This window comes from Agromyces fucosus, assembly GCF_004134865.1.
In the GTDB taxonomy this organism is placed as follows: Bacteria; Actinomycetota; Actinomycetes; order Actinomycetales; family Microbacteriaceae; genus Agromyces; species Agromyces fucosus.
In genome coordinates, this window is the sequence record NZ_SDPO01000001.1 from 277,605 (window position 1) to 297,195 (window position 19,591).

20 protein-coding genes are annotated in these 19,591 nt (G+C 67.4%); 11 read left to right on the plus strand and 9 right to left on the minus strand.

All coding sequences use genetic code 11. The features are described from left to right. Nucleotides 1-11 precede the first annotated feature (11 nt). The 5 genes from ESP57_RS01345 (at nucleotide 12) to ESP57_RS01365 (ending at nucleotide 5,150) form a co-directional block, all read left to right on the plus strand. On the plus strand, nucleotides 12-1,454 hold the full coding sequence (locus tag ESP57_RS01345) for a dipeptidase (protein WP_129230317.1): 1,443 nt from the start codon (nucleotides 12-14) through the stop codon (nucleotides 1,452-1,454). Between the two features lie 79 nt (nucleotides 1,455-1,533). Beyond that, nucleotides 1,534-1,884 carry an iron-sulfur cluster insertion protein ErpA gene (erpA, locus tag ESP57_RS01350; RefSeq protein WP_022894430.1) on the plus strand — a complete coding sequence of 117 codons (351 nt, stop codon included), beginning with the start codon at nucleotides 1,534-1,536 and terminating at the stop codon, nucleotides 1,882-1,884. A gap of 198 nt (nucleotides 1,885-2,082) precedes the next feature. Then, the gene (gene ctaC, locus ESP57_RS01355; protein WP_115958034.1) at nucleotides 2,083-2,976 is read left to right on the plus strand and encodes an aa3-type cytochrome oxidase subunit II; all 894 of its coding nucleotides are present in this window, start codon (nucleotides 2,083-2,085) and stop codon (nucleotides 2,974-2,976) included. A gap of 6 nt (nucleotides 2,977-2,982) precedes the next feature. Beyond that, nucleotides 2,983-4,719, plus strand: a complete 1,737-nt coding sequence (gene ctaD, locus ESP57_RS01360; protein WP_056008730.1) for an aa3-type cytochrome oxidase subunit I — start codon at nucleotides 2,983-2,985, stop codon at nucleotides 4,717-4,719. Further along, nucleotides 4,719-5,150 (plus strand): cytochrome c oxidase subunit 4, encoded by a 432-nt coding sequence (locus tag ESP57_RS01365; protein WP_129230319.1) that lies wholly within the window; start codon nucleotides 4,719-4,721, stop codon nucleotides 5,148-5,150. The genes ctaD and ESP57_RS01365 overlap by 1 nt, the downstream gene beginning before the upstream one ends. A 69-nt stretch (nucleotides 5,151-5,219) precedes the next feature. Here the strand turns inward: ESP57_RS01365 and ESP57_RS01370 are convergent, their stop codons facing one another. The 6 genes from ESP57_RS01370 to ctaE form a co-directional block, all read right to left on the minus strand. Further along, the gene (locus tag ESP57_RS01370; protein ID WP_207904458.1) at nucleotides 5,220-5,909 is read right to left on the minus strand and encodes a methyltransferase domain-containing protein; all 690 of its coding nucleotides are present in this window, start codon (nucleotides 5,907-5,909) and stop codon (nucleotides 5,220-5,222) included. Nucleotides 5,910-5,966: 57 nt separating this feature from the next. After that, a complete protein-coding gene (locus ESP57_RS01375; RefSeq protein WP_165877350.1) occupies nucleotides 5,967-6,743 on the minus strand; it encodes a methyltransferase domain-containing protein in 777 nt (258 codons plus the stop codon). A gap of 152 nt (nucleotides 6,744-6,895) precedes the next feature. Further along, nucleotides 6,896-8,503 (minus strand): cytochrome bc1 complex cytochrome b subunit, encoded by a 1,608-nt coding sequence (qcrB, locus tag ESP57_RS01380; protein ID WP_056008741.1) that lies wholly within the window; start codon nucleotides 8,501-8,503, stop codon nucleotides 6,896-6,898. Further along, entirely contained in the window at nucleotides 8,500-9,576 is a 1,077-nt protein-coding gene (qcrA, locus tag ESP57_RS01385) for a cytochrome bc1 complex Rieske iron-sulfur subunit (protein WP_056008744.1), read from the minus strand. Before qcrA ends, qcrB begins: the two co-directional genes overlap by 4 nt. A gap of 39 nt (nucleotides 9,577-9,615) precedes the next feature. After that, nucleotides 9,616-10,410, minus strand: a complete 795-nt coding sequence (gene qcrC, locus ESP57_RS01390; protein ID WP_056008747.1) for a cytochrome bc1 complex diheme cytochrome c subunit — start codon at nucleotides 10,408-10,410, stop codon at nucleotides 9,616-9,618. A 49-nt stretch (nucleotides 10,411-10,459) separates the two neighbouring features. Then, a complete protein-coding gene (gene ctaE / locus ESP57_RS01395; protein ID WP_056008750.1) occupies nucleotides 10,460-11,092 on the minus strand; it encodes an aa3-type cytochrome oxidase subunit III in 633 nt (210 codons plus the stop codon). Nucleotides 11,093-11,227: 135 nt separating this feature from the next. Between ctaE and trpD the strand changes: the two genes are divergently transcribed. Continuing rightward, a complete protein-coding gene (gene trpD, locus ESP57_RS01400) occupies nucleotides 11,228-12,280 on the plus strand; it encodes an anthranilate phosphoribosyltransferase (protein WP_129230322.1) in 1,053 nt (350 codons plus the stop codon). 63 nt (nucleotides 12,281-12,343) lie between these two features. On the opposite strand, the gene glpK is transcribed toward trpD, so the two are convergent. Beyond that, nucleotides 12,344-13,858 carry a glycerol kinase GlpK gene (gene glpK / locus ESP57_RS01405; RefSeq protein WP_129230323.1) on the minus strand — a complete coding sequence of 505 codons (1,515 nt, stop codon included), beginning with the start codon at nucleotides 13,856-13,858 and terminating at the stop codon, nucleotides 12,344-12,346. Nucleotides 13,859-13,950: 92 nt separating this feature from the next. Next, complete coding sequence (locus ESP57_RS01410) at nucleotides 13,951-14,736, minus strand: MIP/aquaporin family protein (RefSeq protein ID WP_129230324.1); 786 nt, start codon at nucleotides 14,734-14,736, stop codon at nucleotides 13,951-13,953. 206 nt (nucleotides 14,737-14,942) lie between these two features. On the opposite strand from ESP57_RS01410, the gene dhaK reads away from it, so the two are divergent. The 3 genes from dhaK to dhaM are packed head-to-tail and all read left to right on the plus strand — an operon-like array spanning nucleotide 14,943 to nucleotide 17,350. Further along, nucleotides 14,943-15,944, plus strand: a complete 1,002-nt coding sequence (gene dhaK / locus ESP57_RS01415) for a dihydroxyacetone kinase subunit DhaK (RefSeq protein WP_129230325.1) — start codon at nucleotides 14,943-14,945, stop codon at nucleotides 15,942-15,944. A 31-nt stretch (nucleotides 15,945-15,975) separates the two neighbouring features. After that, nucleotides 15,976-16,623 carry a dihydroxyacetone kinase subunit DhaL gene (gene dhaL / locus ESP57_RS01420; RefSeq protein ID WP_056008762.1) on the plus strand — a complete coding sequence of 216 codons (648 nt, stop codon included), beginning with the start codon at nucleotides 15,976-15,978 and terminating at the stop codon, nucleotides 16,621-16,623. Between the two features lies 1 nt (nucleotide 16,624). Next, nucleotides 16,625-17,350: a dihydroxyacetone kinase phosphoryl donor subunit DhaM gene (gene dhaM, locus ESP57_RS01425; protein WP_129230326.1), complete on the plus strand. Its 726-nt coding sequence runs from the start codon at nucleotides 16,625-16,627 to the stop codon at nucleotides 17,348-17,350. An 11-nt stretch (nucleotides 17,351-17,361) separates the two neighbouring features. On the opposite strand, the gene ESP57_RS01430 is transcribed toward dhaM, so the two are convergent. Beyond that, nucleotides 17,362-18,126 carry an SDR family NAD(P)-dependent oxidoreductase gene (locus ESP57_RS01430; protein WP_129230327.1) on the minus strand — a complete coding sequence of 255 codons (765 nt, stop codon included), beginning with the start codon at nucleotides 18,124-18,126 and terminating at the stop codon, nucleotides 17,362-17,364. Nucleotides 18,127-18,221: 95 nt separating this feature from the next. Here ESP57_RS01430 and ESP57_RS01435 point away from each other — a divergent pair, with 95 nt between their 5' ends. Both ESP57_RS01435 and ESP57_RS01440 read left to right on the plus strand, forming a co-directional pair. Further along, the gene (locus tag ESP57_RS01435; RefSeq protein ID WP_056008771.1) at nucleotides 18,222-18,554 is read left to right on the plus strand and encodes a hypothetical protein; all 333 of its coding nucleotides are present in this window, start codon (nucleotides 18,222-18,224) and stop codon (nucleotides 18,552-18,554) included. 106 nt (nucleotides 18,555-18,660) lie between these two features. Further along, entirely contained in the window at nucleotides 18,661-19,545 is an 885-nt protein-coding gene (locus tag ESP57_RS01440) for an AraC family transcriptional regulator (protein WP_129230328.1), read from the plus strand. Nucleotides 19,546-19,591 lie beyond the last annotated feature (46 nt).

The following is a 19,591-nucleotide window of genomic DNA, read 5'->3' on the forward strand; positions in this document are numbered from 1 at the left end:
AGATTACCGGCATGACCGAGTCTCATCCCGCCGCCGGCGGAACTTCCGACCCCACCTCCACGAGCGATGCGCTGCGCAGCGCCGTCGAAGCCGCCTTCCCAACCACTATCGCCGATCTCACGCGGCTCGTGAAGATCCCCTCGGTGTCGTGGGCGGCGTTCGACGACGCCCACGTCGAGGCGAGTGCCGAGGCGGTCGCCGAGCTCGTGCGCGGCCTCGGCGTCTTCGACCTCGTCGAGATCCGTCGCGCCGCGATCGGCGAGGGCGAAGGCCCGGATGCCGCGCTCGGCAAGCCTGCCGTCGTGGCGCGCCGTGCTGCGCGCAACGGACGTCCGACCGTCCTCCTCTACGCGCACCACGACGTGCAGCCGCCCGGCGACGACGCCGACTGGGAGTCGTCGCCGTTCGAGCCGACGCTTCGCGGGGACCGCCTGTACGGCCGTGGCGCTGCCGACGACAAGGCCGGCGTGATGGCCCACATCGGCGCCATCCGCGCGCTCACGGAGGTGCTCGGCACCGACTTCGACCTCGGCATCGCGCTCTTCATCGAAGGGGAGGAGGAGTCGGGTTCGCTCTCGTTCGCCAACTTCCTGCACGAGAACCGCGACCTGCTCGAAGCCGACGCGATCGTCGTCGCCGACTCCGGCAACTGGGACGTCGAGACGCCGGCCCTGACAGTCGCGCTCCGCGGAGCGGTGGCCTTCCGCATGCGGGTGTCGACGCTCGCGCACGCCTCGCACTCCGGCATGTTCGGGGGAGCGGTGCCCGACGCCATGCTCGCCGCCATCCAGCTGCTCGCGACCCTGCACGATGCCGACGGCTCCGTCGCCGTCGAAGGGCTGACCTCAGCCGACCTCGAGACGCCGGCCTACGACGAGGCCCAGCTCCGCGCCGAGACCGGGCTGCTCGACGGTGTCTCGCCGATCGGGCGCGGCGAGATCCTCTCCCGCATCTGGGCGCAGCCGGCCATCACGGTCACGGGCATAGACGCCCCCACGGTGGCGAACGCATCCAACACGCTCGTGCCGAGCGTCGCCGTTCGCGTGAGCGCTCGCGTGGCGCCCGGCCAGCGCGACGTCGACGCCCTCGCGGCCATCCGCTCGCACCTCGAAGCACGGGCGCCGTTCGGCGCGAAGCTCGAGTTCGACGCGGTGGAGCTCGGCAACCCGTTCCTCGTCGACACCTCGGGCTGGGCCGTCGCCGAGTCGAACGCGGCGATGGCGGAGGCCTGGGGCAAGGAGCCCGTCGAGATCGGCGTCGGAGGATCCATCCCGTTCATCGCCGAGCTCGTCGCGGAGTTCCCCGCCGCGCAGATCCTCGTGACCGGTGTCGAGGACCCCGACTCACGTGCGCACAGCCCCAACGAGTCGCTGCACCTCGGCGTGTTCCAGCGAGCCCTGCTCAGCGAGGCGCTCTTCCTCGCCCGCCTCGACGAACGGAACGGCGATTCCTGAGAGCGCGCAGGGCGCGACCACCGTTCCTGCGGTTACCATGGAAGCAGGTTCCGCGTTCCCTGACGCACCGAGGAGAGACATGAGCGACACGATCATCGAGACCGCGCACGGCGTGAAGCTGAGCGACCCCGCCGCCGACAAGGTGCGCAGCCTCCTCGAGCAGGAGGGCCGCGACGACCTGCGTCTGCGCGTCGCCGTTCAGCCCGGTGGCTGCTCGGGCCTCATCTACCAGCTCTACTTCGACGAGCGCCTGCTCGACGGCGATGCCGTCGTCGACTTCGAGGGCGTCGAGGTCGTCGTCGACAAGATGAGCGTGCCGTACCTCGATGGCGCATCGATCGACTTCGAGGACACGATCCAGAAGCAGGGCTTCACGATCGACAATCCGAACGCGGAAGGCAGCTGCGCCTGCGGTGACTCGTTCCACTGACGCATCCTGATCAGCTCCGAAGGGAGGTCGCGAGAGCGGCCTCCCTTCTGTGTTTTCACCGATGGAGCCGGAAATCAGTGGATCGACGCGCCCGACACCGGCCCCGAGTGCACACCCCGGGGGTCGAGTCGGAGTAGGCTAGACACCGATCACCGCGCTTCACTGTGAAGCGCCTTCGAGTCTCCCGAAAGGTCACCGGTGCGCAACAACCGCCGACTCCGATGGGCTGCAATCCCGATCGCAGCGTCGCTCAGTCTCGTCCTCGCAGGGTGCACGCAGGCCCAGTTGAACGGATTCCTCCCCGGATTCGTCGAGGGGGAGGCGCCGGTGACGAATCACACCGAGCGCGTCTCAGGCCTCTGGGTCACCTCGTGGATCGTGCTGCTCATCGTGGGTGTCATCACCTGGGGCCTCACGATCTGGGCCGTCGTCGCGTACCGCCGCCGCAAGGGCCAGACCGGCCTCCCGGTGCAGCTTCGCTACAACATGCCGATCGAGGTCTTCTACACGATCATCCCGCTGATCCTCGTGCTGGGCTTCTTCGCCTTCACCGCACGCGACCAGGCGGCGATCGAGCAGCGCTTCGCCGAAGACCAGATCGACGTCAAGGTCGAGGTCATCGCGAAGCAGTGGGCGTGGGACTTCAACTACGTCAAGGAAGACGTGTACTCGCCCGGCATCCAGGGCCAGCTCTCCGAAGAGGGACCCAAGGGTTCGCTCGTCCAGGAGGAGCTGCCGACCCTGTACCTGCCCGTCGGGGCGAACGTCGAGATCGAACTCGAGTCGCGCGACGTCATCCACTCGTTCTGGGTCGTGGACTTCCTCTACAAGAAGGACATGTACCCCGGCAAGACCAACTACATGTCGTTCGTGCCCGAGCGCGAAGGCACGTATGCGGGCAAGTGCGCCGAGCTCTGCGGCGAGTACCACTCGCTCATGCTCTTCAACGTCGAGGTCGTCTCGCAGGCCGAGTACGACGACTACATCGAGTCGCTCCGCGACGCCGGCCAGGAAGGCCAGCTGTCGAACGAGTACGACCGCAACCAGAACCTGCCCGGTACGGGCGCGCCCGAATTGAAAGAGGAGCACTAAGCCGCGATGAGCACCACGACCGCACCGGCTCGCCCCTCTGCGAGCACGCTTCCGTTCGGCGCTTCCAAGGTCGAACGCAAGGGCAACATCCTCGTCAAGTGGATCACGTCCACCGACCACAAGGTCATCGGGTACATGTACCTGATCACCGCGTTCATCTACTTCTGCATCGGCGGCGTCATGGCGCTGATCATCCGGGCGCAGCTCTTCGAGCCGGGCCTCGAGATCATCCAGACGCGTGAGCAGTACAACCAGCTCTTCACGATGCACGGCACGATCATGCTGCTCATGTTCGCGACTCCGCTCTTCGCGGGCTTCGCGAACGTGCTCATGCCGCTGCAGATCGGTGCTCCCGACGTGGCGTTCCCGCGTCTGAACGCACTTGCGTACTGGTTCTTCAACTTCGGTTCGCTGATCGCGGTCGCCGGCTTCTTCACCCCGCAGGGTGCGGCGTCGTTCGGATGGTTCGCCTATCAGCCACTCGCGTCGACGACGTTCTCGCCAGGTGTCGGCGGAAACCTCTGGATGCTCGGCCTCGGCCTCTCCGGTTTCGGCACGATCCTCGGTGCCGTGAACTTCATCACGACGATCATCACGATGCGCGCGCCCGGCATGACGATGTTCCGCATGCCGATCTTCACGTGGAACACCCTCGTGACGTCGATCCTCGTGCTCATGGCCTTCCCCGTGCTCGCCGCGGCGATCCTGGCTGCCGGCGCCGACCGCATCTTCGGTGCCCACGTGTTCGACCCGGCCAACGGCGGTGTCATCCTGTGGCAGCACCTGTTCTGGTTCTTCGGCCACCCCGAGGTCTACATCATCGCGCTGCCGTTCTTCGGCATCGTCTCCGAGATCTTCCCGGTGTTCAGCCGCAAGCCGATCTTCGGATACAAGACCCTGATCTACGCGACGATCGCGATCGCGGCCCTCTCGGTCACGGTGTGGGCTCACCACATGTACGTCACCGGCTCCGTGCTGCTGCCGTTCTTCGCGCTCATGACGATGCTCATCGCAGTGCCGACGGGTGTGAAGATCTTCAACTGGATCGGCACGATGTGGCGCGGCTCGATCACCTTCGAGACGCCGCTCATCTGGTCGCTCGGCTTCCTCATCACCTTCGTGTTCGGTGGCCTCACCGGCGTCATCCTCGCGTCGCCGCCGCTCGACTTCCACGTGTCCGACACGTACTTCGTCGTCGCTCACTTCCACTACGTGGTGTTCGGCACCGTCGTCTTCGCGATGTTCGCCGGCTTCTACTTCTGGTGGCCGAAGTGGACCGGCAAGATGCTGAACGAGACGCTCGGCAAGTGGCACTTCTGGCTGCTCTTCATCGGCTTCCACACGACGTTCCTGATCCAGCACTGGCTCGGCGTCGTGGCGATGCCCCGCCGGTACTACTCGTACCTGCCCGAAGACAACATCACCTGGATGAACCAGTTGTCGACGATCGGCGCCGGCATCCTGGCGGTCTCGATGATCCCGTTCTTCCTGAACGTGTACATCACGGCTCGTCGGGCTCCGAAGGTCACCGTCAACGACCCGTGGGGCTACGGCGGTTCGCTCGAGTGGGCGACCAGTTGCCCGCCGCCGCGACACAACTTCACCTCGATCCCGCGCATCCGTTCGGAGCGACCTGCGTTCGACCTCAACCACCCCGAAGCCGGCATCCCGGTCGGCATCGGTCCGGCGAAGGACGCACCGCAGGCACCTACGTATGACGCTGCCACGGAGGAGATCAAGTAATGCGCGCCAACGTCAACCTCTTCTGGATCCTGACGGTCTTCCTCGCGATCGTCGCCGGCGTCTACATCGGCTGGAGCTGGGCCGACAACGCGGCGCACGGTCTCGACCACCCCGAGTGGGCCGGCACGGTCGCCATCACGCTGACCGCGGTCCTGAGCGCGTTCATCGCGTTCTACCTCGGTCGGGTGCACAAGGCGCAGGGCGCTGAACTGCCCGAGGACCGACTCGACGCGAACATCGACGATGGAGACGCCGAACTCGGGTTCTTCAGCCCGTGGAGCTGGTGGCCGATCGTGCTCGCCGCCGCTGCCGCGCTGATGTTCCTGGGCCTCGCGATCGGGTTCTGGATCTCGTTCATCGCGGTCGGCCTCGGAATCGTCGCTCTCGTCGGCTGGGTCTACGAGTACTACCGCGGTAACTTCGCCCGCTGAGTTTCAACGCGAAGAGCCCCGAGACGGTTTCCGTCTCGGGGCTCTTCGCGTATCTGCGACATCGATTCGTCAGGCGGTCGACGTTGTCGCCGCGCTGCCGATCGGTGCCCTGAGGGCCACGGCGACGTTCCAGTTGCCGACGCGATCGTGGTCGCTGACGACCATGCCCGAGCGTCGCAGCACGTCGATCATCGCCTCGGGGGAGTGGATGAAGCCTCGGTATCGACTCCCACGCATCGCCATCCACGCGTTCTCCAGTCGAACCAGTGCGCGCGTCACCCACGACGGCGACGGGTAGGTGAAGACGATCGCGAGCCGCGCATGGGCGGCCGCAGCGCCGAGGAGATTCGTGAAGTCGGGATAGCAGCACACGACACGGTGGAGGATCACGAAATCGGCCGGTGCGATGTCGTGGCCTGGCACGGCGAGATCGATGCCGACGATGCGCATTGCCGCGGATTCGACTCCAGCCTGGCGAATCAACTCCGCAGCCTTCCCTTCGTAGGCGTCCGACAGTTCCAGGTTCACGGCCGACGCCGCACCTCGCGCCAGCAGTGCGAGCTGCATGGCGCCGATGCCGCCGCCGATCTCCAGGACCGACCTGCCGTCGACGCCGAGAGCCGAGATGCGGTCTGTCACGCGGCGCTCGGAGTCGGTCAGGCCGTGCCGTCGATAGCGGCGCGCCAGCTTCGCGGCGAATCGGGTGCCGAAGACGTCGTCGAATCCGCATGGGACCCGCGGATCGCAGCACTCGTCCATGGCTTCATTCTCGTCCGGATGCCGATCGATGGCGAGACCCAGGCGAATCGTCGACCGTCACTGAACGGCAGGCGAACGCACGAACGTCACGACATCGACCGACACGGTCACGGAGAGAGCATCGGATGCTGCCGACCGCTCACCGTCGGTCCGATGATGGGCGGCGGGACCCATGTCGACGAGCAACTCGCGTGTCTCGGCATCGGCGACGAGGGGATACTCGACCCGCGTCGAACCGGCCTTTGCGAAACCCACCTCGGAGAGCTGTGCAGAGACGGACTCGGCTTTGCCCTCGGGGATGTCGAGCGCCGCGCCGAGGCGACGCAGCTCCTCGAAGTGCACCGACGTCGGCACCACGACGAGCAGCATCCCGCGTGGACGCACGATGCGCGCGTACTCGGGAGGGTTCCGCGGGGCGAAGACATTGAGTGCGATGTCGGCTGTGTCGTCGCGGATCGGGAGCGGCCGCCAGAGATCGAGCACGACGCCCGTGGAGCCGGAGACCGCCCTCATGGCCATGCGCACGGCCGCAGGGGACCGATCTGCGAGCAGGATGGAGGCGCCCGGCGCAGCGTGCCTGAGCGCGTCGGCGTAATAGCCGGTACCGCACCCGAGATCGGCGATGCGGGTTGCTGTCGATGCGTCGTCGCGCGACGAATCGAGCTGACTGAGACCGGCCCCTGAAGCGTCGCCCGCTCGCCAGGCTTGCATCGCCGCAACGAGCGCCTCGGCGATCGGCGCGTAGGCGCCGGACTCCAGGAGTTCGGCGCGAGCCTCGAGCATCTGACGGTCATCGCCGATCGTGCGGGGCGCTCGTGGCGGCAGCAGGGTCACGCTGTGATGCTTCGAGAGGTCGAATCGGTGCCCGAACTCGCACCCCAGCACTCGCTCGGTGACCGGCTCGAGATCGTGGAAACAGTTCGGGCACCGCAGCCAGGTCGAATCGATCGACATGGCGCGGTGCCCGAATCTCTCTGACGGGATCGTCAGTGGTGGGTGTCGTGGCCGGACTCGAGTTCGCCCTTCGTGACCGGCGCGATGCGGTCTTCGAAGAACCAGCGCGAGAGCGCCGCACGAACGTGCTGGCCTGCGGTGATCTTGCCCCGCGCGTTGGGGCGGATCATGAGCGGCGCGTACGACTCCTGGCTCACGAGCCTCCAGCGGTCGTACTCGTCGAGGGGCTGGTGCACCTCGATGAACTCGCCGCCGGGCAGCTTCACGATGCGCCCGGACTCGTAGCCGTGCAGCACGATCTCGCGGTCCTTCTTCTGCAACGCGATGCAGACGCGCTTCGCGATGAAGTAGGCGACGAACGGGCCGATGATGACGACCGCCTGGAGCGCGTGGATCACGCCCTCCATCGTGAGCGAGAAGTGCGTCGCGAGGATGTCGGAGCTCGCCGCCGCCCAGAGGCCGGCGTAGAACGTGACACCTGCAGCACCGATCGCCGTGCGCGTCGGGGAGTTGCGCGGCCGGTCTGCGATGTGGTGCTCGCGCTTGTCGCCCGTGACCCACGCCTCGATGAACGGGTAGATCAGCACGGTCACGATGAAGATGCCGATCACGATCAACGGCACGAGGATGTTGAACGACCACGTGCGGTCGAGCCAGACGAACTCCCAGCCCGGCGGGATCAATCGCAGGGCGCCGTCGGCGAAGCCGATGTACCAGTCGGGCTGGGTACCGGCGGAGACGGGGGAGGGGTCGTACGGACCGTAGTTCCAGATCGGGTTGATCGTGAACATCGAGGCAATGAGCGCGAGCACGCCGAACACGATGAAGAAGAACCCGCCGGCCTTGGCCGCGTAGATCGGGAGGATGGGCGGGCCGACCGCGTTCTGCTGGCTCTTGCCCGGGCCGGCGTACTGCGTGTGCTTGTGCACGACGACGAACACCAGGTGCAGCGCGACGAGCGCCACGACGAGCGCGGGCAGCAGCAGGATGTGCAGCGTGTAGAGACGGCCGACGATCTGGGTGCCCGGGAACTCGCCGCCGAACAGCAGGAACGAGGTCCAGGTGCCGATCAGGGGGATGCCCTTGACCATGCCGTCGATGATGCGGAGGCCGTTGCCCGAGAGCAGGTCGTCGGGAAGCGAGTAACCGGTGAAGCCTTCGGCCATCGCGAGGATGAAGAGCGTGAAGCCGATCACCCAGTTGAGCTCGCGCGGCTTGCGGAACGCACCCGTGAAGAAGATGCGCAGCATGTGCAGGCCGATGGCCGCGACGAAGAGCAGAGCCGCCCAGTGGTGCATCTGGCGCACGAAGAGCCCGCCGCGGATGTCGAAGGAAATGTCGAGCGTCGATGCCATGGCGACCGACATCTCGACGCCCTTGAGGGGCACGTACGAGCCGTCGTAGTGCACCTCGACCATCGAGGCCTGGAAGAAGAACGTCAGGAAGGTGCCCGAGATGAGCACGACGACGAAGCTGAAGAGCGCGACCTCGCCGAGCAGGAACGACCAGTGGTCGGGGAAGGCCTTACGGCCGAGCTCCTTGACGAATCCCGCGATGCTCGTGCGCTCGTTGACGTACACGGACGCAGCTGACGTGAACGACCGCTTCTGCGGCGCGGTTGCGGACGGTGCGGTGGTCAATTGCGCTCCCAGAAGCTCGGACCGACGGGTTCGGTGAAGTCGTGCTGCGCGATGAGGTAGCCCTCGTCGTCAACGTCGATCGCAAGTTGAGGCAGGGGACGAGCGGCCGGGCCGAAGATGACCTCGCAGGCGTTCGCGACGTCGAACTGCGACTGGTGGCACGGGCACAGCAGGTGGTGCGTGTGCTGCTCGTACAGGGCGACGGGGCATCCGACGTGCGTGCAGATCTTGGAGTACGCGACGATGCCCTCGTAGGCCCAGTTCTCGCGACCGGGCGCATGGTTGAGCTCGCCAGGCTCGAGGCGCATGAGCAGCACCGCTGCCTTGGCCTTCTCTTCGAGCTTGCCGTGCTCGAGGTCTTGGAGACCCTCGGGGATGACGTGGAACGCGCTGCCGATGGTGACGTCGCCGGCCTTGATCGGAACGCCCGACGGGTCGAGCGCGAGTCGGGTGCCCTTCTTCCACATCGTGTGGCTGAGCAGCTCGACGGGCATCTGGTCCTGCGGCGCGAATCCTCGGAACAGCACGATCGCGGGGAGCGGGAAGACGAGCAGCGCACCGATGAGGCTGTTGCGGATCGCGGCACGGCGGGTGAAGCCCGACTCGCGGTCGGCGTCAGCGAAGACCTTGACCGCGGCCGCCTGCGTCTCGGGGGAGCCGCCGATGGGGTGGCGCTCGTCGACGAGCTCGACGTCGGCCATGATCGCCTTGCCCCAGTGCACTACGCCGAAACCGATGGCGAGCAGGGCGAGGGTCGCGCCGAGACCGAAGAACATGTTGTTCAGGCGGACCGCACCGACGTCGTTGGACTCGATCGGGAACAGCATGTACGCGGCGATCGCCCAGACGCTGCCGAGGATCGACAGGTAGAACAGCGTGTAGACGGTGCGCTGGGCACGCTTCTCGCGCTTCGGCTCCTGGTCGGTGACTCGGGGCCGGTGCGGCGGGAAGCCGGGGTTCTCGAACGAGTCGGCGGCGATGACCGCGGTACCCGGCGAGACGGCGATGTCGTGCGCGGCGTGCGACGAGTCGGCAGCGGCGAGCTCTGCGCCGCTGTGGTCGTCCTGTGCCATGGTTCTCCTTCTTCAGCTACTTCTGTGCCGGGGCGTGCGCTAGTTGGACTTCGCCGTGATCCACACGGTGATCGCGACGATTGCGCCGAGACCGAAGATCCAGATGAACAGACCCTCTGCGACCGGCCCGAGGGAGCCGAGTTCGATGCCGCCGGGTGAGCGGTTGTCCTGCACGTACTTGAGGTACGTGATGACGTCGCGCTTGTCTTCCGGCGAGATGTTGAGGTCGTTGAAGACGGGCATGTTCTGCGGGCCGGTGACCATGGCTTCGTAGATGTGCACGCCGGAGACGTCCGTCAGCGGGGGAGCGAACTTGCCTTCGGTGAGCGCACCGCCGGCGCCGGCGACGTTGTGGCACATCGCGCAGTTGATGCGGAAGAGCTCCGCGCCGTTCGCGGCGTCTCCGCCGCCATTGACGAGGTGGTCGCTGGGGATGTCGGGGCCGGGGCCGAGCGAGGCGACGTAGTACGCCAGCTGCTTGACCTGCTCGTCGGTGAACTGCGGCGGCTTCTGCTGCGCCTGGGGGCCCTGCATCTGCATCGGCATGCGGCCCGTGCCGACCTGGAAGTCGACGGCTGCTGCGCCGACGCCGATGAGGCTGGGACCTTCGTCGGTGCCCTGGGCGGAGAGCCCGTGGCACGTGGCGCAGTTGGCCTGGAAGAGCTTCTTGCCCTCTTCGATCGTCTGCTGCGAGCTCGGGTCGACCTCGGCCTGCGCGATCGTGCCGCTGCTCAGCGCGGCGTATGCGCCGCCGGTGAAGACGAGGCCGAGCGCGAGGAGCGCGACGGTGGCGAGCGGGTGCCGGCGTCCGGTGCGTCGCTTCTGGCGAGTCATGGGTATCTTCCTGTTCACGGGCATGCTGTGCTGACGCTCCTGATGCGACTTACTTGAGGACGTAGATGACGAAGAACAGCCCGATCCAGACCACGTCGACGAAGTGCCAGTAGTACGAGACGGCGATCGCGCTCGTCGCCTCGCGGTGACCGAAGTTCTTGACCGCGAAGACACGGCCGATGACGAACAGGAACGCGATCAGGCCGCCGGTGACGTGCAGGGCGTGGAAGCCCGTCGTGAGGTAGAAGGCCGAGCCGTACGCGTTCGAGTCGAGTGCGATGCCCTCGGACACGAGCGTCGCGTACTCCCAGACCTGGCCAGCGACGAAGACACCGCCCATGGCGTAGGTGAGGAAGAACCACTCCACCACGCCCCACTGGGTCGGCTTCCATCCGGTCGCATACGGCTGGAGGCGCTCGGCTGCGAAGACGCCGAACTGGCACGTGACCGACGACAGCACGAGGATCAGCGTGTTCACCGCCGCGAACGGAACGTTGAGCCTGCCGGCCTCGAAGGACCACAGCTCGGGTGATGTCGACCGCAGCGTGAAGTAGATCGCGAAGAGTCCCGCGAAGAACATGACCTCGCTGCCGAGCCAGACGATCGTTCCCACCGCTACGGTGTTCGGTCGTTTGATCAGGGGCGCGCTCGCCTGATAAGTGATTGAGGTGCTCGTCACCATCCCATTATGGCTGAAACGAGGCCTGAGTTTTCGTCATCCGGGGGAGTCGTGTCGCTCCCGACGGGTAAGGGGAGCCTAAGTTGGGCTGGGCGAAGGCCGCGAATCCGCCGTGAATCACGCAGATAGGATCGACGCATGCCCGCAGGACAGAACTGGCCAGACATCTTGAATTCCCTCCTCGAGGGGTCCGATCTCAGTGTTTCGGATGCCGCGTGGTGCATGGAGCAGGTCATGACGGGCTCGATCAGCGAGGCCCAGCTGGCCGGTTTCCTCATCGCCCTGCGCGTCAAGGGGGAGACGGTCGACGAGATCGTCGGCTTCCGCGACGCGATCCTCGACCACGCCGTGGCGCTTGCTGTCGACCCGATGGCGCTCGACATCGTGGGCACCGGCGGCGACCGCTTCGGCACGGTCAACGTGTCGACGATGGCGTCGATCGTGGCCGCGGCATCCGGAGTGCCGGTGATCAAGCACGGCAATCGCGCCGCGAGCTCGTCGTCGGGCTCCTCCGACGTGCTCGCCGCCCTCGGACTCGACCTCGAGCTGCCTGCCGAGCGCGTTGCCGAGGTGCTCGGCGACGCCGGCATCACCTTCGCCTATGCGGCGGCGTTCCACCCCGGCTTCCGTCACGCCGGACGCGTGCGCGCCGAGCTCGGCGTGCCGACCGTCTTCAACTTCCTCGGCCCGCTCGTGAACCCGGCCCGCCCCGAGGCATCCGCGGTCGGTGTGGCGCAGCTCGACCGCGTGCCGCTCATCGTCGGCGTCTTCCAGACCCGAGGTGCCACGGCGCTGGTGTTCCGCGGCGACGACGGCCTCGACGAACTCACCACGACCGGCCACAGCCATGTCTGGGAGGTGTCGCTCGGCACGGTGAAGGAGCACGACCTCGATCCCCGTGACCTCGGCATCGCGCGTGCCACGATCGATCAGCTCGCGGGCGGTGACGCGCAGCACAATGCCGTCGTCGTGCACGAGGTGCTCGCCGGTGCCCGGGGTCCGGTGCGCGACATCGTCGTGCTGAACGCCGCTGCCGGCCTCGTCTCCTTCGAGCTCGCGAAGGATCCGAGCCAGTTCCAGCGCGCGATCCTCGATCGGTTCACCGAGAAGATCGCCATCGCCGAGGCGGCCATCGACAGCGGCGCCGCCGCACGCAAGCTCGAGCAGTGGATCGCGGCCACGAAGGCCTGATTTTCCCGCGCCCTGAGCCTGTCGAAGGGGTCCCGATTCGACAGGCTCAGCGAGCACGGAATGTCACTTCACGTCGGCGTCGACCCAGTCGAACGTCTTCGTGACGGCCTTCTTCCAGAGTCGGATCTGGCGGTCGCGCTCGGCCTCGTCCATCGAGGGCTCCCAGCGCGAATCCTCCTGCCAGTTGGCCCGCAGCTCGTCGAGGCTCGACCAGAAACCGACCGCGAGTCCCGCCGCGTAGGCGGCACCGAGTGCCGTGGTCTCGGCGACGACCGGTCGCACGACCGGCACGCCGAGGATGTCGGCCTGGAACTGCATGAGGGTGTTGTTGGCGATCATGCCGCCGTCGACCTTGAGCTCCGTCAGGTCGACACCGGAATCGGCGTTCACCGCTTCGAGGACTTCTCGCGTCTGGAACGCGGTCGCCTCGAGGGCGGCGCGGGCGATGTGGCCCTTGTTGACGTACCGGGTCAGGCCGACGAGCGCGCCGCGGGCGTCGGGGCGCCAGTACGGCGCGAACAGGCCCGAGAACGCGGGCACGAAGTACGCACCGCCGTTGTCCTCGACCGTCTTGGCGAGCGCCTCCACCTCAGGGGCGCTCGAGAACAGGCCGAGGTTGTCGCGGAGCCACTGGATGAGCGACCCGGTGACGGCGATCGAGCCCTCGAGTGCGTAGTGGGGAGCGGCATCCCCGAGCTTGTAGCCGAGCGTCGTGAGCAGCCCGTTCTTCGAGTGGACGATCTCCTCGCCCGTGTTGAAGATCAGGAAGTTGCCCGTGCCGTAGGTGTTCTTCGACTCACCGGCGTCGAACGCCGCCTGGCCGAACGTCGCGGCCTGCTGGTCGCCGAGGATGCCGGCGACCGGGACTTCGCGCAGCAGGCTCGAGGAGTGCGCGTGGCCGTAGACCTCCGAGGACGACTTGATCTCGGGAAGCATCGACTTCGGCACGCCGAACGCGGCGAGGATGTCGTCGTCCCAGGCGAGGGTCTCGAGGTCCATGAACATGGTGCGCGAGGCGTTCGTGACATCCGTCGCGTGCACGCCGCCGTCGACGCCGCCGGTAAGGTTCCAGAGCACCCAACTGTCGGTCGTGCCGAAGAGCAGGTCGCCGGCCTCGGCCTTCTCACGCGCACCGGGCACGTTCTCGAGGATCCAGACGATCTTGGTGCCCGAGAAGTAGGTCGCGAGCGGGAGGCCGACCTGCTGCTTGAATCGCTCGACGCCGCCGTCGGCCGCGAGCCGGTCGACGATCGGCTGGGTGCGGGTGTCCTGCCAGACGATGGCGTTGTAGACGGGGCGACCGGTCGTCTTGTCCCAGACGACCGCGGTCTCGCGCTGGTTCGTGATGCCCACCGCGGCGATGTCATGACGGGTGAGGTTGGCCTTGCCGAGGGCCTGGCCGATCACCTCGCGCGTGTTGTCCCAGATCTGGGTGGCGTTGTGCTCGACCCAGCCGGCCTGCGGAAAGATCTGCTCGTGTTCGAGTTGTCCGGTCGAGATGATCGATCCGGCCTTGTCGAAGATGATCGCGCGCGACGAGGTCGTGCCCTGGTCGATCGCGAGGATGTAGTCGGCCATTCGGTTTCTCTCTCAATCTGCTCAGCCGGCCGAGACCGGCGGTCGTGCCGCGGATGACGCGGGGCCGGCCCGACGGACCGGCCCCGACGTCATCAGGTGATGATGGGCAGCAGCGGGATCGCCAGCCACCCGGCCAGCAGTCCGCCGATGACCGGGCCGATCACGGGTACCCATGAGTACGACCAGTCGCTGCCGCCCTTGCCGTGGATCGGCAGGATGGCGTGCGCGATGCGCGGGCCGAGGTCACGGGCCGGGTTGATCGCGTAGCCGGTCGGGCCACCGAGGGAGACGCCGATACCGATCACGAGCAGTGCCACGGGCAACGCTCCGAGGGCCGCGAGACCGCCGTCGCCCTGCCTGCCGCCGCCGAAGCCGATCACGACGAAGACCAGCACGAAGGTGCCGATGATCTCGGTGACGAGGTTCCAGGCGTAGTTGCGAATGCCGGGACCCGTCGAGAAGACGCCGAGCTTCGAGGCGGGTTGCGGCTCCTCGTCGAAGTGCTGCTTGTAGGCGAGCCAGACGATCACGGCGCCGATGATCGCTCCGATGAACTGGGCGCCGATGTAGGCGCTCACGGAGACGGGATCGACCGGTACGGTGAGGCCGAGCCCGGCGTTGCCGAACTCGGTCGCGCCGTTGGCGACGAGACCGAGGGTGACGGCCGGGTTGATGTGCGCGCCCGACGCGTAGGAGACGATGACACCGGCGAAGACCGCGAGGCCCCAGCCGATCGTCACCATGAGGAATCCGCCGTTGTAGCCCTTCGTCTTGGCGAGGGCCACGTTGGCCACGACACCACAGCCGAGGAGCACGAGCATCGCGGTACCGACGAGCTCGCTGAGGAACAACACTCCGAGATTGTCCACGTTGACCATCCATCCTTTTCGCTAGCCCGGGGGCATCGCCCAGGGGCGGAACACAGCCCACGATACTCAGAGCGGCTACGGCGGGGAATGGGGCGGGTGAGATTCGCACTGCCCCCTTACGGTTGAGCGCACGTCGGGCGTAGGTTGGCGGGGGAATGCTGCGTCGACGTCGCTGCACGGCTGAACGGCGCCCGGCAGTCGAGGAAGGGGATGTCGTGAAGAAGATCATCAACGATCCCAAGCGGGTCGTCGACGAGTCGGTCGCAGGGTTCGGCCTTGCCCATGCCGATCTCGTGCGCGTGGAGTTCGATCCGATCCGTGTCGTGCGTGCCGACGCGCCGATCGCCGGCAAGGTCGGCATCGTGAGCGGTGGCGGCAGCGGGCACGAGCCCCTGCACGCGGGATACGTCGGCTTCGGCATGCTCGACGCCGCCGTACCGGGTGCGGTGTTCACCTCGCCGACGCCGGATCCGATCCTCGCCGCGACGAAGGCGGTCGACGGAGGGGCCGGCGTGCTCCACATCGTGAAGAACTACACGGGCGACGTGCTGAACTTCGAGACGGCCGCCGACCTGGCCGCCGCCGACGGCATCGAGGTCCGCTCCGTCGTCACGAACGACGACGTGGCCGTCAAGGACTCGCTCTACACGGCAGGTCGCCGGGGCGTTGCCGGCACCGTGCTCGTCGAGAAGATCGCGGGCGCCGCTGCCGAACGCGGGGACTCGCTCGACGAGGTCGTCGCCGTCGCGGAGCGCGTGAACGCCAGTGCGCGCTCCATGGGGCTCGCCCTGACGCCGTGCATCGTGCCCCATGCAGGCGAGCCGAGCTTCACGCTCGCCGAAGACGAGATCGAGATCGGGATCGGCATCCACGGGGAGCCCGGGAGGGAACGCGTCAAGCTCGAACCCGCCGATCGCCTGGTCGATCGGCTGCTCGAGCCGATCCTCGAAGACCTCCCGTACGAGCGCGGCGAGCGAGCGCTGCTCTTCGTCAACGGCATGGGCGGCACGCCGCAGATCGAGCTGTATCTGGCCTATCGGCGGGCGGCGGAAGTGCTCGAGGAGCGCGGCATCGAGATCGCCCGCTCTCTCGTGGGCAACTACATCACCGCGCTCGAGATGCAGGGAATGTCGATCACGTTGCTGAAGCTCGATGACGAGATGATCGAATTGTGGGATGCCCCGGTGCAGACGGCTGCGCTGCGGTGGGGCCGCTAGGCCCGAGCGAATGATCGAAGGGGGAATCTCGGTGGGATTGGACATCACCTGGGCCGTGGACTGGGTCAGACGAAGCGCGCAGGTGATCGCCGATCACCGAGTCGAGCTCATCACGCTCGACCGCGAGATCGGCGACGGCGATCACGGCGAGAACATGGATCGAGGGTTCCAGGCGGTGCTGCCGAAGCTCGACGATCTCGCCGCGGGATCGACGCCGGGCGATGTCCTGAAACTCGTCGCGACGACGCTCATCTCGACGGTCGGTGGTGCGGCTGGTCCGCTCTACGGCACCGCCTACCTGAAGGCCGCGGCGGCCGCCGGTGGTGCCGTGTCGCTCGACGGTACGGCGATCGCCGCGATTCTGACGGCAGCGCGCGACGGCGTCGTGTCGCGCGGCAAGGCGGAGTCCGGCGACAAGACGATGATCGACGCGTGGACTCCAGCCGTCGATGCAGCGGATGCCGCGGCCGCGGCGGGTGTCGATGCCGCCGGCGTCTTCGCGGCGGCTGCCGACGCGGCGGAGGCGGGCGCCGTCGCGACGGAGCCGCTGGTCGCGCGGAAGGGCCGTGCGAGCTATCTGGGCGAACGATCGGCCGGTCACCGCGACCCGGGTGCCGAGTCGAGCGCACTGCTGCTTCGAGCGGCCGCCGACGCGGCGGCGGCATCCGCGGGTGCCTGACATGGCCGTTCCGGGGAAGGTCGGGCTGCTCTTCGTCTCGCACTCGGCGGCGATCGCGACGGGGCTCGTCGAGCTCGCGAGGCAGATGGCGCCGACCGCAACGCTCGTCGCCGCGGGCGGCACCGATGACGGTCGCATCGGCACGAGCTTCGATCTCGTGAGCGCCGGCATCACCGAGGCCGATTCCGGCTCAGGAGTCGTCGTGCTGTGCGATCTCGGTTCTGCGATCCTCACGGCCGAGACCGCACTCGACTTCCTCGACGACGATGCTCGCGCACGAGTGCGCATCGTCGACGCTCCGCTCGTCGAGGGCGGCGTCGCCGCAGCAGTCGCCGCCGAGGCGGGGGATCCGCTCGAGGTCGTCGTCGCCGCTGCCGAGTCGGCACGAGGGGCGGCCACGGCTGCGAGCGCGGGGGCCGTCTCGAGCGGGGAGACCGCGGATGACGGTGCGAACATTGGCGCCGCGGCATCCGGCTACACCCGAAGCATCCGTCTGGTGAACTCCGACGGGCTGCACGCCCGGCCCGCCGCGGAACTCGTGAAGCTCGCGAGCACGTTCCCGCAGAAGGTCACCGTGAACGGCACCGACGCGAAGAGCCTGCTCGGCATCATGTCGCTCGGCCTGACGAAGGGGGCCCAGGTCGACATCTCGAGCCGAGATCTCAGCGGCCGCGAAGCGGTCGACGCGTTGGCGGCACTCGCGGAGTCCGGGTTCGGCGAGAGCTGAACGTGATCTCGTCAGTTGCCGCCCGCGACACGGATGTCCGCACCCGTGGTGTACGAGGCATCCGCTGAGAAGAGATAGGCGACCGCACCGGCGATCTCGTGCGGCTCACCGGCACGGCGCATCGGGATGTTCGGTGCGCGCTCTTCGGGAGCATTGGGTCGCCCGGCCTCAGCATGGATCTCGGTGTGCGTCGTACCGGGGGAGACCGTGTTGACCCGCACGCCGACGGGGCCGAACTCCTTCGACGCCCCCGTCGTGAGCGCGTTGAGCGCCGCCTTGCTCATGGCGTAGGGGATGTAGGTGTTCGGGGATCCGCTGCGAGCCGCACCCGAGGAGATGTTCACGATGCTGCCGCCCGCACCGCCGCGATCGGTCGCCATGTGCGCGATCGCGGCCCGCGTGAGCGCGATGGGGGCGAGTACGTTCACCCGGAAGAGCACCTCGCTCTCGTCGAGACTCGCGTCGAGGAACCCCCCGATGCGCCCCGTGATGCCGGCGTTGTTGACGAGGCCGGTGACCCTGCCGAACTCCGCGATCGCCGCGGGCACGACGGTCGACGCGGCCTCGAGATCGGCGAGGTCGACCTGCAGCAGGAGCACTCGGGCACCGGATGCCGCGCAGCGACGTGCGATCGCATCGGCCTCGTCACGTCGCTCGCGATAGGTCAGCACGAGGTCGTGCCCGTCGGCGGCGAGGCGTTCGGCGATGGCAGCGCCGATTCCGCGGCTCGCGCCGGTGATGATCGTGACCTGGCGTGGGGCTGAGGCATCCGTCATGCATCAAGCCTATTCGCGATGCCGTGCCGTGTGCCGCGGACGGTGGGGGAGCGGGCAGTGGCGGTGCGGACTGAAGCGGGCGTACCATCAGGCGCATGATGGCACGTGACGAAGCGAGCCGCGACGACGGCAACGCATTCACCCACTTCTTCGAGAAGGTCGACCGGGTGCTGGAGCCGGTCTTCACCAATCCGCCGACCCCAGCCGATGAAGCGGAACTCGAGCCGACCGATGGCAAGGCTTGCCCGATCTGCGGACACCCGATGTTCGAGCACTTCATCGATCACTCGACGCCGAACACCGTGCTCGTGTGCCCGACCGACGAACGGCTGCCAGAGCGCGAGGTCGATGGGCCCTACAACGAGCTCGGCATGCCGGCCACTGGGCGGCGACTCGAGAAATACGCAGAGCGGCACGCGAACGACTGACGATCGGGCGTCATCGGCGTTCCTCGTGCGGAGCGATCGCATCGAACGGCGATAGTCGGGTGGAGCCCCTCATCGACGAGCAGGCTGGACGTCGAAGGGGGAATCCGTGATCGCACTGCTCAATCGACTCGTCGACTTCGTCGAGGATCACCTCACCGAGGAGATCGACATCGCCGGCCTTGCGGGCCGCCTCGGCACCACGGACTACCACCTGCGCCGGATGTTCTCATCATTGGCCGGCATGCCGTTGTCCGAGTACGTGCGGCGCCGCCGCATGTCGGTCGCCGCGTCCGAGGTCCTGGGAGACGGTGACCTGCTCGGCATCGCGACCAGGTTCGGCTACGGCTCGACCGAGGCGTTCAACCGGGCGTTCAGATCGGTGCACGGCGTCGGCCCCGGCGATGTCCGCCGGAACGGTGGCCCCCTTCGCACACAATCGCAGCTCAGGTTCCGCCTGACCGTAGAAGGGAACACCCCGATGGACACCCGCATCGCCGATCGACCTGCGTTCCGACTCATCGGACATTCGGCACGCGTGCCGCTCATCCACCACGGTGCCAACCCGCACATCCAAGCGCACATCGCCGCGCTGCCGCCGACCGAGCATCAGCGCCTGAAGGGGTTGGGCGACACGGAGCCGGCGGGGCTCCTGCAGGTGAGTGCCGATGTGGATCCCGACTACACGGAGGGCAGCGAGCTGACCTATCTCCATGGCGTCGCGGTCGCCGAGGCGACCTCGGTGCCGGAAGACCTCGACGCCATCGAGGTCGGCGCCGGCACCTGGGCCGTCTTCCGCGTCGAGGGCGCCTATCCGGCGGCGCTGCAGTCCACGTGGGCCGCGACCGCCACCGAATGGTTCCCCTCGAACCCCTGGCAGTTGAGGCCGGGCCCCTCGATCGTGGCGGTCCTCGACCGCGCGCCCGACTTCAGTACGGCGACCTGCGAGTTGTGGTTGCCGGTGGAACGCACCGAAGCGGATGCGCCGGGTTGATCGCCCATTCGGCGTTCGCCGCAATCCTCCGCTGGATTGCACCGGC

Excerpts from the sequence above, each read along its gene's own strand:
- ESP57_RS01365 (WP_129230319.1), top strand. The coding sequence starts at position 4,719 with ATGCGCGCCAACGTCAACCTCTTCTGGATCCTGACGGTCTTCCTCGCG.
- ESP57_RS01435 (WP_056008771.1), top strand. The coding sequence starts at position 18,222 with ATGATGGCACGTGACGAAGCGAGCCGCGACGACGGCAACGCATTCACC.
- ESP57_RS01370 (WP_207904458.1), bottom strand. The coding sequence starts at position 5,909 with ATGGACGAGTGCTGCGATCCGCGGGTCCCATGCGGATTCGACGACGTC.
- ESP57_RS01410 (WP_129230324.1), bottom strand. The coding sequence starts at position 14,736 with ATGGTCAACGTGGACAATCTCGGAGTGTTGTTCCTCAGCGAGCTCGTC.
- ESP57_RS01430 (WP_129230327.1), bottom strand. The coding sequence starts at position 18,126 with ATGACGGATGCCTCAGCCCCACGCCAGGTCACGATCATCACCGGCGCG.
- trpD (WP_129230322.1), top strand. The coding sequence starts at position 11,228 with ATGCCCGCAGGACAGAACTGGCCAGACATCTTGAATTCCCTCCTCGAG.
- glpK (WP_129230323.1), bottom strand. The coding sequence starts at position 13,858 with ATGGCCGACTACATCCTCGCGATCGACCAGGGCACGACCTCGTCGCGC.
- qcrC (WP_056008747.1), bottom strand. The coding sequence starts at position 10,410 with ATGACTCGCCAGAAGCGACGCACCGGACGCCGGCACCCGCTCGCCACC.
- ctaE (WP_056008750.1), bottom strand. The coding sequence starts at position 11,092 with ATGGTGACGAGCACCTCAATCACTTATCAGGCGAGCGCGCCCCTGATC.
- dhaM (WP_129230326.1), top strand. The coding sequence starts at position 16,625 with ATGGCCGTTCCGGGGAAGGTCGGGCTGCTCTTCGTCTCGCACTCGGCG.
- ctaD (WP_056008730.1), top strand. The coding sequence starts at position 2,983 with ATGAGCACCACGACCGCACCGGCTCGCCCCTCTGCGAGCACGCTTCCG.
- qcrA (WP_056008744.1), bottom strand. The coding sequence starts at position 9,576 with ATGGCACAGGACGACCACAGCGGCGCAGAGCTCGCCGCTGCCGACTCG.
- ESP57_RS01345 (WP_129230317.1), top strand. The coding sequence starts at position 12 with ATGACCGAGTCTCATCCCGCCGCCGGCGGAACTTCCGACCCCACCTCC.
- erpA (WP_022894430.1), top strand. The coding sequence starts at position 1,534 with ATGAGCGACACGATCATCGAGACCGCGCACGGCGTGAAGCTGAGCGAC.